A 17,159-nucleotide genomic window follows, 5' to 3' on the forward strand; every position below is an offset into this window, starting at 1 on the left:
TTTACCGATCCAACAAGCGTCAGATCGCAAAGAAAATAACAATAGGTTCCGGACGATTACCCGGCCTGTTCCGCGACAGGGTCATACGGCGCTGCCTGTTTGGCTTCGTACTCCCGTTTTTTCTGCAGCAACAGACAATGCAGCATTTCGGATGACAAGCCATGCAGCACCAGTCTGTGTCCGGCGCGCAAGGTCGACAGCGGCACCAGCGGATGGTGATTGTTCACCAGCATCAGATGTTCCGGTGCCTGCAGAATCCGGGCCGCGTAGATGCCGATGGTCTCATCCAGCTGCAGCGAGTTCGCCGCACGCCAGAAATCATTATCGGTGAGCAGCAATTGATAAAGCGGCGTGAACAACTCAATGGCACTTTGCAGGTCCAGCACATTGCTGCGGGTCTCGGGCATGTCCTGCAATTGAACAGTTGGTTCATGCAACATTGAAAAATCGGGATTTTCTACCGGGCCCAGGCGCTTGTCTGCATCCTGCAAGGCCTGATTCAGGCGAATGACGAAGTTGTATAGATTGATATCATGCTTAACGAAGAGGTGGTCTTTCAGCTCGTCTATGGTTTCAGGCGTTAGCGGACTTGTCGTAATAGGTGCCGGCGAGTTGGCGGCGATGAAAGCCAGGATCTGCGAACCCAGATGAAAATGCCGCAGGATCAGCCAATTGGCCTGCGGCGATACGAAACGTTTAAGCCCCCATACCAGAATGCGATGCAGGAGTGCCGACTGGGCCCAGCGTCGTGGCAGGAACGTCTTGACGACCTGAATCAGAATAATGCACAGGCGCGCCAGGGGTCGCAAAAAGGGTAATAGATACTGGCGCGAGCCTGAGCTGGAATCGACCAGCCAGGCCTGCTTGACCTCCTCGGGCAGCGGGGTGCTTTGATCAAGATAGGACGCCAGCCAGGGGCTTGGATCCTCGGGGTTATGACCGTTTTTCAGAAATTCAGGTTGTTTACTTGTCACGATTCGTACTCTTTTGCATGATGAAACTGCATGAGATAAAGTGCTGCTGTCCGTCGCGCCGTATCCACAATCTGACGTTCAGCACGACCCCGGTTATCGCAGTCGAGCGCCAGGGACACAGCCACCAGCCAGCGCTGCAGATGATGCTCATCGTTATGGCCATGATATTCCAGAAACCGGAATGCGTCCGCCGGCAGCGGCAGCGTGGCCCTCAGCAATGGCAGCAGGGCAGGGACGATGCGCTGGCCGGTGCCTTCTATAATGTAGATTGCGCCCAGCAATCCAATGGGGTTGACGGTCTCGGCCAGGCCATGCAAATAAGCGTTCAGTGCTTCACCACCTGGGTTGCGACGCAATGTATCGATATCTTCTATCGTGCCGCCCGCCTTGCGATAATCTTCGAAAAGAATCTGAAAGTCGTTTTGTTCTTCTCCCGCATGCAGCTTAATCAGCTCGGCCAGCGGTGCATATTGCGCTGACAATGAGCCTACAGCCTTACGCATCCACTGGGTACCCTGACGCACCTGAGGAATCCAGTGGGCCGTCCAGTTGATATAGTCCTGCGTATCAAAGCGGCGTTCGCGCAATGCGCTGACTAGCGGCGTGCGCCACACCCGGGAACGGTAATCGTGCCAGATGGTGGCCAGTTCGGTCAGCAATGGAGCAAGACCTTGCGGTGCGTGGGCCGGATCGTGTGGCGGCCCGATGTCTTCGGCATCCAGTGTGGTGGAAAGCTCGCCTGAACGTGAGCGGGTCGACACGCCTGCAGCAGGCGGGATTGCTTGCCGGTCGCCCGGCTGTGACTGCGCACCCGGTTGTGATGGGGCGTCATCGTCCTCCACTTCCAGCAGCATATATGCGGTCATGAACCGGCCGGATTCAGGCACGTAGCACAGGATCTGATCACCCGCCGCCAGGGTTTTCGTTTGCAGAAACTCAGCCAGCATAATCATGATGGAAGCTGCGCCGGTATTGCCACGCCAGGCCAGATTACTGAACCAATGCTCGCGGGCAATAGCCAGTCCGGCCTTATCCAGCAGGTCTGCAACCACCGGAATGAATTTTTCCGACGAATAATGGCACAGGAAGTGACGGATACGTGCCGGGTCAACCCACTTGTCACGCACCAGTTTGACGTATTCGTGAATACCGATATCAAACAGATGCGGCAGGAGCCGGATATCCTGGCGTAACGCCAGCGCGCCATCGGCTTCGGCCTCTGCCCAGGAGGGATAATCAAGATGGCCACGCTGGCGGTCGGCCGACAAACCCAATTGCATGCAGACCGGATAATCGCCAGAGAAGGAACGCTGGTGTATCCATTTGAGTCTGATACGCAGACCGGGCAGAATCGATTGACCCGCGTGGTGGTTGCCCGAGAGCAGAACGGCACCAGCTCCGTCCGATAACATCCAGCGCAGAAAATGCGCATCAAAATCGGCATCATATCCACGCGAAGCGAACCTGGAGCGTTTGAACAGACGGGAAGGCATTTCGCTGGCTACCGCGATTCCATGTGCATGTGCGCCGCTCTGTATGCCCTGTGCGACGGCCTGAATGGCGGACACGCCGGCCGCACAAATGCCGTGAATCGAGACGGTTTCCATAGGCGGCGCCGACAGCTGGCCCTGAATCATATTGGCAAAACCGGGCATAAGCGTATCGCCGCCGGAAGAGCCGCTGGCCAGCAGCGAAATATCCGACAGGGTGAGTTGCCCGCGTTGCAGGCAGTCGGTCACGGCCGCTGATGCAAGCATGGCATTCGTATGCGTTGTGTTGCCGTCCGGATCTATGGCGTAATAACGTTGCTTAATGCCGTTTTCTGCAAGAATGCGCTGTTTGATTCGCCCGGAAATACGGTTAAGCGGCGCGATGAATGCATCCATGCGCTCGTTATCCACCGGCTCTCCGGGTAAAAAATAGCTGGCTTGCTGCAAATAGACTTGATCAAATTCAATAGGCATAGTCGGTCCGTCAGGTCGTGGGCGGAGGCAGGCGGTTGGCATCGGAATGCATCAGTGACTGGCTGCGATAGCGCTGGCTGAACGTGCCCATGATAAAGGTGCGTATCATGTAACTGGCCAGGCCGCGTTCCAGCATGGCCGGATGCGTCCGACTGCGGTACTGCTGTTCGTGCAATTGGGTCAGTCGCGACCAGTGGGTGCGACCATGTTCGTGATGCGCGGTGTGTAAACCGATATTAAACAGAAGGGGATTGACCCAGCCTTCGAAATTACGGGCAAATGCGATCGGGGATCCCGCCTGGCGCCCCTGTGCAGCGCCATCGGCATGAGCGTGTTGCAGATAATTGGTTGCCAGTAACCAGTGCAGCCCATGCAGCTGCGGGACAATGACAAACAGGAGGGCCTTGCCCGGGTTAAGCGTTAATAGTGTTGTCCAGAGCAGGAGCCAGAGCACATACTGACGTATGCAATAACGCCAGACTCCTGGGTAATAGCGACGCATCCTTCCCAGCCAGTTATAAATGGCGGGATACAGCACACTGATCGCCTGAAAAGGATGCAGCAAATAACCGGGCAGTGTATTGGTGTCGCCTGCCGCAAACCGATAGGTGCGGGCAACATCCAGTTCACCGTGCTTGTAGCGGTGATGATTGGCGACATGCGTAGGAAAAAACACGCAAGTGGGATGGCCTTGCAGCAGTGTAATGAGCATATCTGTACAGCGATTGGCACGCTTGCCGTGCCACATGCGCACATGCGTATGGTTGTGATGGATCACGCCAATTCCCAGGGTCAGAAACAACAGGATCAGGTACAGGGCCACAGAAAAGCCGTAAAGCCATTGCCAGATCACCAGCGCCGGAAAGGCCGCCATGTACAGCAGGCTTTGCCAGTCCCTGGCGTATTTTAACCGGGGAACGCGCTTGTGTTGTGGATCAAAAGAGCCACTTGCAGCACCGGATTGATTGCTCTGCGGTGTCATACCGGACCCGCGTCTATCGACTCAGCCTGCCTGCGCCGGGTCACGCGCTCCACAACAGCACGCGCAGCATCCGCCGGAAGGCGTGTGCCGAACAACCTGTCCATGAAAGTGAATTGAAAACCGTAGTTGCCGTTATAGCAGGCATGATGCAGGTGATGGCGACGACTGGCCGCAAACCAATGCGCATAGGAGACATTCGGGAAGAAATCATAATTGGCATGGCCAATACAATTGAAGAACAGACTGAACAGTGGCACCGAGAACAGCGCCCAGAAACTGAAATCATGCAAAAGCATGGGCAACAGAATCACATTACCCAGCATCAGGGCTTCGATCGGATGAAAGCTGTAGGTGGAAAAGGGCGTTGTAACCACCGAACGATGATGCGGCAAATGGAACCGGCGCAGCCATCGCGTATGCAGCATTCGATGGTTGAGCCAGAAATGAATGTCGTTCCAGATGGCGAGAGCCAGAATTTCCACCACGATCTGCCAACCCGAAGGATTCGGGTCCAGCGCAGCCCAGCCGAGCTGCAGCAGCCCCCAGGGGAAAATCATGCCGACACCGAAAATAAGAACAGACAACCCCGACCAGGTAAGCTCATGGCGCAACTGGGCCGCCGTCACCGGCCGTGGGTCCAGAACATGTCCGATACCCAGTGACGGCAAAAGATGCCGGGTTAACAACCAGGTGAGGCTGCCCAATAGCAGATAAATACCGCCAAAAAACAGCAGCCCCCAGAAGATAACCTGCCATGCGGACAGAGAGAGAAAGACTTGACCCATATTATTATGCGAAAGAACCGAAGTGGCTTTTAAGGCGATTAAATGACCTTTGCTTGTTAATCGGCCACGTATTGTCGGCGCCCGATTTTCTTATATTGGATGAATAATAGCCGGAATTGGCCGAATGGCGCGTTGCGGGAGTGGGATTATGACATTTTTATGGAAGGCAGTAGGAGGGATGCGTGGCCAAAGCGGATAACGAACGCAGGGAGAGGGGACAAGCCGTGATTACGTTGCTGCACGCCAGGCATATCCGGACTGAAGGCACGTGATGGTGTGTTACGAGTGTGCCGGTACTTCAAGTGGCATACCCGCGAACGATGATTATCGGCTAAACACCTCATCGTTCGCCGCTTGCCAGACGGTTTTATTTTCTCTACTGTTGCGGAATGTTAAGCTCCTTGATCAACTTCGCATAAATCACCGATTCATCCTCAATGAGTTTTTTGAAATCTTCAGGGCTGCCGCCGGCTGGATAAAGGCTGATATCTTCCAGCTGCTTCCTTACCTCTTTTTTTGCCAGTATGTGCTGAATTTCCTTGTTCAATTTCTCTATGATGGAATCAGGGGTCTTGGCAGGTGCGAGCAGTCCCATCCAGTAGATTGCCTTGTATCCCGAAATGCCGGCTTCATCCAGCGTAGGTACATCCGGGAGTGTTGGCAGTCTTTTATCGCTGGTCACACCCAATGCCTTGAGCTTGCCGCTTTGAACATACGGAACCGCGGTTGGAGACGTTTCAAACATGACATCAATGTGCCCGCCCATCAAATCGCTCAATGCAGGAGCGCCGCCTTTATATGCGACATTCAGCATCTGCGTACCTGTTGCAACCATAAAGGTTCGGGCTGAAAAATCCTGGGGGTTGCCAATGCCGGATGTACCAAAACTGATTTTGTCCGGATTTGCTTTGAGGTACGCAACAAAGTCCTTTACGTTGTTCGCCTTCACTTTGTCCGGATTGACGACAAGAACATTTGGCTGATCCGCTACCCGGATGATCGGTTTCAAATCTTTGATGGGATCGAAATGCAGCTTTAAAAACAACTGTGATGCAGTAGCGACACTGAAAGGGGCGAAGACCAAAGTGTAGCCGTCGGGATGCGAACGGGCTACGTATTCCATCCCGATATTGCCACTGGCTCCTGGCCTGTTGCTGACGACCACTGGTTGGTTGAATGCTTCGGACAGATTCTGTCCCACTAGCCGCGCCGCCATATCAATACTACCGCCAGGCGGAAAGGGAACTACGATCTGAAGTGCTTTGGACGGATAATCATTGACCGTTTGTGCAGAACATGAAAAGGATATTGATATGCTCAGCAGAGTCAAGGCGCAAATACGAATGGGAGTGTTCATAATTGATCATCTGAAAAGTCGTTAAGTGAAATCAGTTGCGGTGATTGATGAGATCAACCTACCCATCGCCGCTGGTGCCAGTCAGTACATGCCTGAAAGCTTTGCGCTACCTCAAGCACACGCATGTCGCCATTGTTTGGCCCGGCGATTTGCAATCCTATGGGTAATCCGTTGTCGTCCTCACCCAGTTGAACAGAAATGCCGCACAACTCAAGAAGATTCCCTATTCGCGCATATCTGACCGGCGGTTTACCATGATCGACTTCAGTAATTGGGCGGGCCGTCCATTGCGTACTGGGGGTAAGGAATACGTCCAGATACTTAAGTTGGTTAGCGAAGACACGTTTCAGTTTGTCTCTGTGTTCAATGGCGTTGACATACTGTGTCGCGCTTATTTGTGTCCCGGCCATAATACGCGGCCTGACCGATGCATCCATTTTCAGATCTTCGTTTGCTGCCAGGTGACCCCAGCGTGCGGCAGCCTCTGAGAGCATAATGGTACTCTGGATATCTGCGATTTCATCAAAGCTGATCGGCAATACCAATGGTTGAATATGGGCACCTTGATTTTTAAAGGTATCAATTGCATTCTGATACGCATGCAGAATTTCAGGCTGAACGCCATCCAGTTGCTCAGTGCTCAATACCGCAACGCGTAATCCCTCCAGCATTATGGCAGGTGTAGCACTGGATAGAGACGGTGAGTCGTTCGCTGGCTTGTCGGACAAAACAGTAAATGAGAGCGCCGCATCTTCCGCTGTCTGTGTCATGACACCTACGCTGTCTAATGTTTTACTCAAGGGAACGACGCCGTCACCGGGCAATTGCCCGATGGTTGGTTTAAAACCGGTAATGCCGCAGAGCGCGGCGGGCACGCGTACAGAGGCGCCAGTATCTGTTCCAATTGCCAGCGGAACCATGCCGGCTGCAACCGCAACTGCTGAACCGCTACTGGAACCTCCAGGCGATAAATGTGTCTCATTCCCCCAGGGATTGCGTGGTGTGCCCATGTATGCGTTTGTTCCCCATGCGCCTAGTGCAAACTCGACCATGTGTGTTTTGCCAACGATGATCGCGCCGCATTCTTTTAATCTGTGGGTTATCCATGCATCACTACTGGCAATATTGTGTGCCAATAAGGTAGATCCTGCAGTGCTGGGTCTACCGTTTATATTGATATTATCTTTTAGTGCAACGGGGATCCCATGCAAGGGACCAAGTGAGCAACCCGACCGGATCAGTCTATCGGCGGCTTCGGCAGCAGCGAGTGCTTCCTGCTCATATACGGCGACGAATGCATGCAAGCGGTCATTCAAAGCATGGATTCGTTGCAGTGCATGCCTGGTCAGTTCAACCGATGTGCAGGCGCCATTGCGCAACATACCGGCCATGTTCGCCAGGCTCGGATATCCGTTGACAAGTACATGATTATTGGTTGTCATGCCTGCGCCTCCATCACTTTGGTTATGACTGCTGATGTTCCGACGATGTCCGGATATTTTTCGCCGTTGTCAATACGCCTGAGCGTTGTTTTCTCATCATTCATCATCTTCAATGCGCGCTGGACACTCGTTTCAATATCTGTTGCAGGAAGAATGAGAATGCCGTTCTCGTCTGCCAATACTGCGTCTCCCGGACGAACGGCAACCGAACCACAAGTAATCGGTATGCAAAACTCGCCACCCAGTCCCAGGGTTTTGACCGTCACTGCAGATGTTCCCTTGGACCACACAGGGACACCGTATTCACGCAGTTCGCCAAGATCCGTGACCAGCCCGTCTACGATAATGCCAGCAACACCGGCTTTCCTGGCCGCATAGGCGACGGCTCCACCCATAGTGGCAATGGTTTCATCGCCACACCGGTCGAAGATCAGGACGTCGCCAGGGCGTGCTTTGCCGATCGCATAATGGACCATCGAGCCGTCCATTCCAGGAACCCGCACAGTGACGGCAGTACCTGCAATTCGTCGGTCTTTGAAGTGAGCGCGGATGCGCGGAGACATAAACCCGGTATGACGAAAATGTCCAATTACAGCCGGCTCTGCACTAACCAATAAATCAATCAGTTCAGTAGAGATCTGTTGGGGCGGGGGATTCAAAATAAACAAATGCGTCTCCTAATGAGTGTATCTACAGTTAATTGGGGTAGTGAGCTACACTATACGAATTGTCTCTCGCATCGAAAAGACACATATTTCAATTGGGATACCTCAATTTTCTTTATGTTGCAAATAACGTTCAGGCAGTTGGAGGCTTTTTACTGGGCCGGTACGCTAGGTACCGTAGCTGCAGCGGCTAAACATTTGTGTATCAGTCAGCCGGCAGTGACTGCGCGTATCAAGGAACTCGAGACCAATCTGGGATTAGTCCTGCTGCTGCGTAGTCAGCAAGGTGTACAGTTAACACCATCGGGGCACGCGTTTTTGCTGCGAGCTCAGTACATGCTCCAGCTAGGCGAAGAGTTCGAGGCGGGTGGCAGAAATGAACAGCCGCCGTTAGACGGGGTACTTCGCCTAGGCGCGGACGAGTCGAGTGCCGCAGTTGGCATTGCAGAAATACTCTGGCAGTTGCGTATGCGCTATCCAACGTTGCGGATGGACTTGAGCATCGATCAAAGCTCGGTGTTAAATGGCAAGCTTAACCGGCGGGAGCTGGATATCACAATTCAAACAAGTGTTTTGAACCGTCCACACATAAGCAATAGAGTGCTCGGACAAGTGGCGGTTGCATGGATTGCCGGTGCTTCAATGGACCTGGCTGACCTGCCGTTCCGACCGGACGACGCGGCTTCGGTGCCTTTGGTAATTAATCCTCATCATTCGGTGCTACATTCCCTTGCCCGTGATTGGCTGGGCGAGGCGAGGGCGGATCAGTATCAGCTCAATACATGTAATTCGCTCGCAATGATCATGAAGATGGTGCAAAAGGGGCATGCGATGGCGGTATTGCCGGTGCCTATTGTGCTGGAGCAGCTCAAACAGGGACAAATGAAACTGGTGCCTGCAGATCCTCCCTTACCAGTGATCTCTTACTACGCATGCTTTCTTTCCGAAAAAGAAGCTGCGGGTGTGGGTACGATTGTAGATATGGCGAGTGAAATACTAACGGAATGTCAGTTTTTCATCTCCTCTGAATAATCGAAATTATTGTCGTATTTTCCTCTCATTATCGGGATACAGTGCGCTCAACAGCGCTACCGATGCATCTACCATCGGGTGATGCCTTGCTATATTCCATGCAACAGCAGCCGTTATTACCCTGATGTTTTCCTTTAACGGCCGTACAATCACGTTTTCTGGTGAAAGCTTGCTCATAGAAGAGGGCACCAGTGCGACGCCCTGACCACAACTGACATATGCAATCTGGGCAGTGACCGATCTAACTTCATGCAGCACTCTGGGCGAAAACCCGTACGTCCTGCAAATGCTGGTTAGTTTGTCGAAGTAAGCAGGGCTGACCTGACGCGAGGACATAACCATTTGTTCTGCCGCCAGTTTTCTAATCGGCACCACCGTTAGCATTGCCAGATCATGGTTTTTGGGTAAGGCGACAGCAAGGCGATCCTCTGTCAGAGGCAGGACGTTGATATCACCCTGATTATCACCGTCAAATCGAACAAAGGCCAGATCCAGCTCCCCTGACTCCAGTTGTGTTATCGCTTCTGCACTATCTATCTCTCGAACAAAAACGGTCAAGCCTGGATACTGTTCTCGCAGCTTTCCCAAAATAGCAGGTACCGCATCCAGCATGGCGGATGTGATTGCGCCGATATGCAGCACGCCGGACTGACCTGCCGCCACCTCCTTAACGACGCGCTCCAGCTGTTCCACTTGTCCTGCGAACTGACGCACCGCAGGCAAAATAGCGGCTCCTGCTGCACTCAGCCTGGTGCCGCGACGGTTGCGCTCGAACAATTGCACCCGCAGGGATTGTTCCAGAATCTTTATTTGCTCGGTTAAAGGAGGTTGCGACATTCCAAGACGTGCCGCGGCGCGTCCGAAGTGCTGCTCGTCCGCAACGGCGAGAAACATCCACAACTGTCTGATTAACTTGAAATTTATTGTTGCCATGTGGTTGCATCCAGGGTTAACGATGTTTGCCGGAATGCGGATTTATAGGCATCTGTATTCCGATTTTTGTATCACAGCAATAATATCTTAGGATTTTACATATTAACCGATCAGATTCATGATAAGGGCCATCTTTCATTAAGGAGAAACCCTTCATGCCCTGGCCTGACCATCTCGCCCGACTCGCTGAGTTCGATACCAATACGGTGTCCGATGCACTTGATTTTCTGCAAATACCGGGAGCCACATATGGTTTAAGACCACTGTGGAACTGCCCGAAAATCGTTGGCCGCGCCAGTACGATTGAGCTTGGGCCGAAACCGGATGAGAAACCAACCGTTCACCTGATTTCTCCAGTCATTGATGCAATTACCACGAATGATCGCATCCTGGTTATCGGTGGCGGACCGGAGGTTGTTTCGTGTTGGGGAGATATTCTGGCCAACGCTGCGAAGTTCAAAAACATACGCGGGTCGGTAATTGACGGCGCAAGTCGTGATATTGAAGGCAGCGAATCTATCGGCTATCCCGTCTTTGGGAAAGGCGTCACGATGATCAGCGCACGCAACCGTATCGTTCAGGTTGATTCAGGCAAACCGCTGCAGATTGCAGGTGTGACGGTACGCGAAGATGACTATGTGATTGCCGATAGATGCGGGACTGTTTTCATCGCAACTGAACATATTCAGCAGGTGCTGGATCTGGCCGAGCGCATCGCACGCCGACAGCAAGGCATGGTGCAGGCTGTGTGTGGAGGCCGTTCTGTGGCCGATGTGATGCATGACAAAGAATTTGAAGCCATTCGGGCTTAACTGAGCGTCTTACTTCTGGAGAGCTAAGCAATGACCAATCCCCAAAAAATGAGCGATGAAGACAAAGCGCTTGTCGCATTGTTCAACGGCCTGGATACACCTGGCGTGTCCGACGCCCTGGATAAGCTCGGCCTACACGGCCAGGCCCTTGGAATCCAGCCGTTGGCAAACTATAGCCAAGTTATCACAGGCCCGGCCTTCACCGTTAAGTATGTACCAGCCAGTTCGCCACCCGGAACAGTTGGAGATTTCATTGACCAAGTAGCAGAGGGTGATGTCATTGTCATTGACAATAACAGCCGTCCGGACTGCACTGTATGGGGCGATATCATGACGCAATACGCCGGTATTCGAGGCATTGCCGCGACAGTGATCGATGGCGTATGCAGGGATGTCAACAAAGCGCTCGGTGATGGTTATCCGCTGTTTACTGCAGGCCGGTTCATGAGAACCGGCAAAGACCGGGTTCAAGTGGAATCCGTCAATACAACGGTTGGCATTGGAACAGTACGCGTTGCTTCCAGGGATATTGTGGTGGCTGATTCCAATGGTGTTGTCATTGTGCCGCGCTCGCGAGCCCGGGAAGTCGCTGAAACAGCGAAAAAAATCGAGGACGTAGAAGCGAAAATCCGGGAGCGTATCAGCCAGGGTGATACCATCGGGCAAGCCAGACAAGCGCTTGGTTATCACACGCTTCAAAGGAAATCATGATGAATCATGCACAGCGTCTGAATCGATTCCTCGCCGGCGCAAAATCTTCTGCTACTTACGCGATCATGGATCGCGTGGCGCAGAAGAGGGCAGTGGGTGACAAAGTGATTTCGTTGAGTGCCGGTGAGCCTGATTTTGGCACGCCGGCACATATTCGATCGGCAGCGATCTCGGCCATCCAGTCTGGGTACACCCGCTATTCCCAGGTAGCCGGGTTGCGCCCTTTACGAGAAGCCATCGCAGAGAAATTTCAGGTGGAAAATGGCATTCAGACCGATTGGCGTAATACCATCGTCTGCAACGGTGGCAAACAGGTCATCTTCAACGCATTGGCAAGCACCTTGAATGAAGCGGACGAAGTGATTGTTCCCGCTCCGTATTGGGTGAGTTATCCGGAAATGGTACAGGTTTGCGGTGGAACACCTATACTGGTTCAGTGTGATGCGGGCAGTAGTTTTAAATTGACGCCACAGGCGCTGGAAAAAGCCATTACTGAACGTACGCGATGGCTGATACTCAATTCACCATCCAACCCTTCAGGTGCAGTGTACAGCGAGGACGAATTGCGTGCGCTGGCAACGGTGTTAATGCGACATCCCCAGGTCCTGATTTTGTCGGATGATATTTACGAGCACCTCGTATTCGATGATAAAGCGTTTTTCACGCTGGCCCAGATCGCCCCGCAATTGCACGACCGTATTCTCACCATGAACGGTGTCTCCAAAGCATATGCCATGACGGGTTGGCGCATAGGATTCGGAGCGGGTCCGGCATGGCTGATCAACGCCATGGAAAAGCTACAGGGACAACAAACCTCCGGCGCATGTACGATTTCGCAGTATGCGGCGATCGCTGCATTGGCGGGTCCAAAAGATTTTATCCATCAATCGCGCGATGTATTTCAACAGCGCCGGGATAATCTGGTGGGGTATATCAATCAAATTCCCGGGCTGCAGTGTGACATTCCCAGTGGTGCTTTCTATGGCTTCATTGCTTGCCGTGACTGGATCGGCAGAACGACGCGTTCAGGAACGGTGCTGAAATCGGATGACCACGTAGTCAGTGCATTGCTGGATGAAGCAAATGTCGCAACCGTACACGGTAGCGCATTCGGACTTGGCCCTTATATACGGATTTCGTATGCGCTGGATGATGCGCCGTTGGTCGATGCCTGTGAGGCAATATCGAAATTTCGACAGGCGTTTGTGGAGTGAGTAGAGACAACCCTGGCAAAACAGATCAAAGGGCAAATGGCCCATGTGCACTTCTGCGCTAGGGTAACTACTATCGACAAACAGGGCGGGTGTACGACGATCCATGATAAACGTCAGAAAAAAGCAGAAGATTGACATACTCCTTAAATTGATAATATGATTATTGAAATATTCATATTATTACTATTGAGACAGGAAAGCGCTTCAGGCTCCGGAAAACAGCAAAGCACCGCACTATCTGCTACCTCTGCTGCTGGTCGCGGCCTGTTCATTCCTGGACTCAGGCGTGCCGAAAATCACCTATGGCATGTCAACGAAAAAGAAACAATCACGAGACAAAAGGAGAAGCATATGGATAAGCACGCAGATGGTGGCTATCGGTTAGCCCGGCGAGATTTTATCAAGGGAGGGCTGGCAGTGACAGCCGTGATAGGTACAGGCACGGCCAGTGCACAATGGACGCCATCGTTGCGTTATCCGGATCCAGGAGTGGAAATCCTTGATCCGTCCTTCACAAAATATCGGATCTTCAATTCAAGTATCGAGCGCCTGGCGACGGGGTTTCGCTGGCTGGAAGGGCCGGTTTGGATCGGCGACGGCAACTATCTGCTCGTTAGCGATATTGCTAATAATCAAATTATTCGCTGGGATGAAGCTACTGGAAAAGCGTCTGTTTTCCGTAAGCCTGCTAATTTTCCGAACGGTAATACACGTGACCGGCAGGGACGTTTACTCACCTGCGAAGGGGCTGTAACGCGACGCATCAGTCGTACTGAATATAGTGGAAAAGTCAATGCATTAACGGATAACTTTGAAGGAAAGCCATATAACTCGCCCAATGATATCGTCTGCAAAACTGACGGATCGGTCTGGTTCACAGATCCGCCATTCCAGCTGAGCAATGATTATGAGGGTCGAATATCGAAACAGGAGTTACCCGACTCGGTATATCGCGTTGATGCACAAACGAATAAAGTGCATAGAGTCATTGATGATCTGGCCGGACCCAACGGCCTGTGTTTCTCACCCGACGAAAAAAAGCTATACGTGGTAGAGGGCCGCGCAAAGCCCAGCCGTATTTTATGGGTGTATACGGTCGGTGCTGACAATACCCTCAGTGAAAAGACAAAATTCCTGGAAGTGGAGGGTGCCGGCGCGCTGGATGGCATTAAATGTGATCAGGACGGCAACATCTGGGCCGGTTGGGGCAATAGTGGTGCACCGGGAGGAGATTCGGCCCAGCTCGATGGGGTGATGGTGTTCAATCCGCAGGGAAAGGCCATCGCTCATATTCATCTGCCCGAGCGTTGCGCCAATCTGTGTTTTGGTGGTGAGAACAACAATCGACTATTCATGGCAAGCAGCCATTCCATCTATTCAGTCTTTGTTAATACCCGTGGGGCCGTTGCATTCGATTAGTCATTTGCCAATACCTGATCAGGGATGACAGCCCATCCTGCTTAGGCATGATCGGCGTCTGCCTGCTGGTGGGCCGGATGATCAACGGTAAGAAATTTTAATCGAAGCAGCGTGTCTTTGGTCAGTTCAACAATCGCGTCGATGCCAGGATTATGGGTGGCGGTCATATACGAGATGTAGAACCCTGCTGGCTCTATGGGAGGCGAGCAGGGCAGGGTGCGCATGGCACCCGACGCCAGCATCTCCTGTAATAAAGGCAGGGGCAGGATAGCGATGGCGTGACCAGCAGCAACCAACCTGGCAATCAAGGCAAGCGAATTACTTGTATTCAGCGATCTGGCCTTCACTCCCCCGGAGTGCAGCCATCCATCAACGACAGCATAGAGTGTCGATGGTGCCGAATGGGTCGCGATACTTAAACCATGCGCATCAGTCGGTTTGAATGGTGCTGGCAAAGCCGGTGCAGACGAAGACGCCACCCAGGCAAAGGGCATCCATCCGATAAAGCTATCTGTCGCTTCAGCGCCAGTGGACGGGTTCGTCAGGATCGCGATGTCCAGCTCTTTGGCATTGAGCTTCTGATTCAATATGGATCCCACATCAACCGTGATTTCCAGATCAAGCGATGGAAAGTGTTCCTTGATTTTCGCAATCACAGCAGTAAGGCCCACCGTTGCGGAGCATTCATCTGCACCAAGGCGTAACTTTCCGCCAGGGCTTCGGTCTTTGCGAAAATGTTCAAGCTGTCGACTGCTATTGAGTGCCTGATCTGCATGGCGCAATGCGGCTGTGCCGATGTCCGTCAGGGTGACACGTTGCCGCGTCCGTTCAAAAAGCCTGGCATCCAGCGCGTCCTCCAGTTCCTTTATACGTGCAGATACGGCTGGCTGCGATAGGTGCAAGTGCCTTGCCGCCGCATGAATACTGCCCAAATGAGCAGCCCAATAAAAGGCCTCCATCTGACTTAGGGTAATCCTCATGATAAGAAATATCTCTCAAGTAAGGGGGATTTTTGATTATTGTGAGCACAAGACTGCGTGATATTCTGCTCGTGACTTGATGGTGTGTACTTTAGTGTACTCATTTTTATCCACTTAATATTATCACGATTAACATGTACCTGATTCATCCCTTGCCACCTCCCATTTGCACGCAAGACCTGGCATTACTGAAGCGCGCTGAACCGGCTACAGTCGGACATTTCCGTACTGTTGGCTTCATGGACTCAGCTATTCGGGCCCATGTCCGCGATCTGCGGATCGCGGGTACTGCAGTGACGGTCAGGATGCCGGGTACCGATGGCGGCATTTTGCATTATGCCATGGGGTGCGTTCGACCGGGCGATGTGCTGGTCATTGACCGATGCGGTGAAGCGATAACCGCTGCCTTTGGCGGTGCCATGGCTTATGCCGCGAGTCAGGCCGGTGTCGTTGCACTGATCGTCGATGGCTGCGTTACTGACCTGGGAGAGCTAAGAGAACATGGTGTGCCGGTGTGGTCGCGAGGCCCATCCGTCGTTACGACACGGGTGCTTGGTCAGGATGGCGAATTTTGTGCTCCGATCAGTTGCGGTGGCGTACCGGTTCAGCCTGGAGATGCGATATTGGCTGATGAAAACGGCGTGCTGGTCTTGCCGCGCGACCAGATAGGTGCGGCAGCGCAACAGGCGATCGCATTTCAGGAGCACGAGAAACAGACATTGGCACGGTTACGTGCCGGTGAAAAATTTCCCGACATTGTCGGCAGCCGTGCCGCTATTGAAAAAAATACTGTCACTGCCCTTTAATTGAGCGTTCATTTTTTGATTTACCGAGGAGAGAAATTCATGAAAAAAATAATATCCACCCTTGTTATGGCCACTGCAAGCGTGTATGCAAACGCACAGGATCTGCCCAAAACCCATTTCAAGGTGGTCGGCGGAGGAAGTCACAACTACACATTCGGTTCAACGGAAAAGCCGTTCTGGGAGGAGACACTGCCTAAAGCATCGGCAGGTCAGGTCACTGCGGATCTCAGCGGCTTATCTGAAAGCGGGCTCAAGGGGCCTGAAGTCGTCAGACTGATGCGCACAGGTGCAATCGATATCGGCATGGGTGTATTCGCCTATGTGAGCAGTGATGACGCGCTGTTTGAAGGCGTAGATTTGCCCGGTATGGCACCGGATATTGATAAGGCACACTCAATCGCCAAGGCATATCGGCCTGTACTGGACAAGCGCATGCGGGAGCGACATGGCATCAAGTTGCTTGCGACCGCTTCGTATACGGCGCAGGTATTTTTTTGTCGCGAACCGGTGAAGCAATTGAGTGACCTCAAAGGCAAAAAGGTGCGTACGCGTGGCCGGAACATGGCCGACTATGTGAGTGCATTGGGTGCGACTTCAGTTACCTTGCCCTTTGCCGAGGTAGTAACTGCACTGCAAACCGGCGTCATCGATTGCGCCGTGACAGGAATAGGTTCGGGCAATGCTGCAAAGTGGTTCGAAGTGGCCAATAATCTCTACAACCTGCCGATAGACTGGTCTGTAGGCTTCTATGGTATTGGGTTGAAGCGCTGGCAAAAACTGGATCCTGCAGTACAGAAGCTATTAGAGGAACAGGCACAGGTGCTGGAAGATCGCTTCTGGGCTGAAACCAAGCGGGAGAATAACTTTGCCCTTGCATGCAATACCGGACAGGGTGAATGTCAGATTCACCAGAAAGCTCAAATGGTGGCGGCAGCACCGAGTGCACAGGAGCAGGAAACCCTGCAGGGCATTGCCCGGAAAGTTGCACAGGAGTGGGGTGCACGTTGTGGCAAAGATTGCGTACAACAATGGAATGAAACGGCTGGCAAGGCGGCGGGCATCACGTTACCTTGAACAGCCACG

Annotated in this window: 16 protein-coding genes; 7 read left to right on the top strand and 9 right to left on the bottom strand. The window is 52.7% G+C overall.

Annotated elements, in window-relative coordinates:
* Positions 1-56 precede the first annotated feature (56 nt).
* The 7 genes from MIM_RS10430 to MIM_RS10460 form a co-directional block, all read right to left on the bottom strand.
* Complete coding sequence (locus MIM_RS10430) at positions 57-974, bottom strand: DUF6999 family protein (protein ID WP_025372701.1); 918 nt, start codon at positions 972-974, stop codon at positions 57-59.
* Positions 971-2,938 (bottom strand): StlD/DarB family beta-ketosynthase, encoded by a 1,968-nt coding sequence (locus MIM_RS10435; protein ID WP_025372702.1) that lies wholly within the window; start codon positions 2,936-2,938, stop codon positions 971-973. The genes MIM_RS10430 and MIM_RS10435 overlap by 4 nt, the downstream gene beginning before the upstream one ends.
* A gap of 10 nt (positions 2,939-2,948) precedes the next feature.
* Positions 2,949-3,920: a fatty acid desaturase gene (locus MIM_RS10440; RefSeq protein ID WP_025372703.1), complete on the bottom strand. Its 972-nt coding sequence runs from the start codon at positions 3,918-3,920 to the stop codon at positions 2,949-2,951.
* Positions 3,917-4,705 carry a sterol desaturase family protein gene (locus tag MIM_RS10445; protein ID WP_025372704.1) on the bottom strand — a complete coding sequence of 263 codons (789 nt, stop codon included), beginning with the start codon at positions 4,703-4,705 and terminating at the stop codon, positions 3,917-3,919. Before MIM_RS10445 ends, MIM_RS10440 begins: the two co-directional genes overlap by 4 nt.
* Before the next feature lie 376 nt (positions 4,706-5,081).
* The gene (locus MIM_RS10450) at positions 5,082-6,062 is read right to left on the bottom strand and encodes a Bug family tripartite tricarboxylate transporter substrate binding protein (protein ID WP_025372705.1); all 981 of its coding nucleotides are present in this window, start codon (positions 6,060-6,062) and stop codon (positions 5,082-5,084) included.
* 53 nt (positions 6,063-6,115) lie between these two features.
* On the bottom strand, positions 6,116-7,504 hold the full coding sequence (locus tag MIM_RS10455; RefSeq protein ID WP_025372706.1) for an amidase: 1,389 nt from the start codon (positions 7,502-7,504) through the stop codon (positions 6,116-6,118).
* Entirely contained in the window at positions 7,501-8,172 is a 672-nt protein-coding gene (locus tag MIM_RS10460) for an RraA family protein (protein WP_025372707.1), read from the bottom strand. Before MIM_RS10460 ends, MIM_RS10455 begins: the two co-directional genes overlap by 4 nt.
* Positions 8,173-8,184: 12 nt before the next feature.
* Between MIM_RS10460 and MIM_RS10465 the strand changes: the two genes are divergently transcribed.
* Positions 8,185-9,201, top strand: coding sequence for a LysR family transcriptional regulator (locus tag MIM_RS10465; RefSeq protein WP_025372708.1), 1,017 nt, complete (start codon positions 8,185-8,187; stop codon positions 9,199-9,201).
* A 6-nt stretch (positions 9,202-9,207) separates the two neighbouring features.
* Here the strand turns inward: MIM_RS10465 and MIM_RS10470 are convergent, their stop codons facing one another.
* Positions 9,208-10,134 carry a LysR substrate-binding domain-containing protein gene (locus tag MIM_RS10470; protein WP_025372709.1) on the bottom strand — a complete coding sequence of 309 codons (927 nt, stop codon included), beginning with the start codon at positions 10,132-10,134 and terminating at the stop codon, positions 9,208-9,210.
* 155 nt (positions 10,135-10,289) lie between these two features.
* On the opposite strand from MIM_RS10470, the gene MIM_RS10475 reads away from it, so the two are divergent.
* From MIM_RS10475 to MIM_RS10490, 4 genes are all read left to right on the top strand, one after another.
* Positions 10,290-10,946 carry an RraA family protein gene (locus tag MIM_RS10475; RefSeq protein WP_025372710.1) on the top strand — a complete coding sequence of 219 codons (657 nt, stop codon included), beginning with the start codon at positions 10,290-10,292 and terminating at the stop codon, positions 10,944-10,946.
* A gap of 48 nt (positions 10,947-10,994) precedes the next feature.
* Entirely contained in the window at positions 10,995-11,657 is a 663-nt protein-coding gene (locus MIM_RS10480) for an RraA family protein (protein WP_025372711.1), read from the top strand.
* On the top strand, positions 11,654-12,871 hold the full coding sequence (locus MIM_RS10485; RefSeq protein ID WP_025372712.1) for a pyridoxal phosphate-dependent aminotransferase: 1,218 nt from the start codon (positions 11,654-11,656) through the stop codon (positions 12,869-12,871). Before MIM_RS10480 ends, MIM_RS10485 begins: the two co-directional genes overlap by 4 nt.
* 351 nt (positions 12,872-13,222) lie before the next feature.
* The gene (locus tag MIM_RS10490) at positions 13,223-14,290 is read left to right on the top strand and encodes an SMP-30/gluconolactonase/LRE family protein (protein WP_025372713.1); all 1,068 of its coding nucleotides are present in this window, start codon (positions 13,223-13,225) and stop codon (positions 14,288-14,290) included.
* A 41-nt stretch (positions 14,291-14,331) separates the two neighbouring features.
* Here the strand turns inward: MIM_RS10490 and MIM_RS10495 are convergent, their stop codons facing one another.
* Positions 14,332-15,270 (bottom strand): LysR family transcriptional regulator, encoded by a 939-nt coding sequence (locus tag MIM_RS10495; RefSeq protein ID WP_025372714.1) that lies wholly within the window; start codon positions 15,268-15,270, stop codon positions 14,332-14,334.
* A 134-nt stretch (positions 15,271-15,404) separates the two neighbouring features.
* On the opposite strand from MIM_RS10495, the gene MIM_RS10500 reads away from it, so the two are divergent.
* Complete coding sequence (locus MIM_RS10500) at positions 15,405-16,076, top strand: RraA family protein (RefSeq protein ID WP_025372715.1); 672 nt, start codon at positions 15,405-15,407, stop codon at positions 16,074-16,076.
* Between the two features lie 39 nt (positions 16,077-16,115).
* Positions 16,116-17,150: a TRAP transporter substrate-binding protein gene (locus MIM_RS10505; RefSeq protein WP_025372716.1), complete on the top strand. Its 1,035-nt coding sequence runs from the start codon at positions 16,116-16,118 to the stop codon at positions 17,148-17,150.
* Positions 17,151-17,159 lie beyond the last annotated feature (9 nt).

Origin of the sequence: Advenella mimigardefordensis DPN7 (genome assembly GCF_000521505.1) — a bacterium.
Classification (GTDB): domain Bacteria; phylum Pseudomonadota; class Gammaproteobacteria; order Burkholderiales; family Burkholderiaceae_B; genus Advenella; species Advenella mimigardefordensis.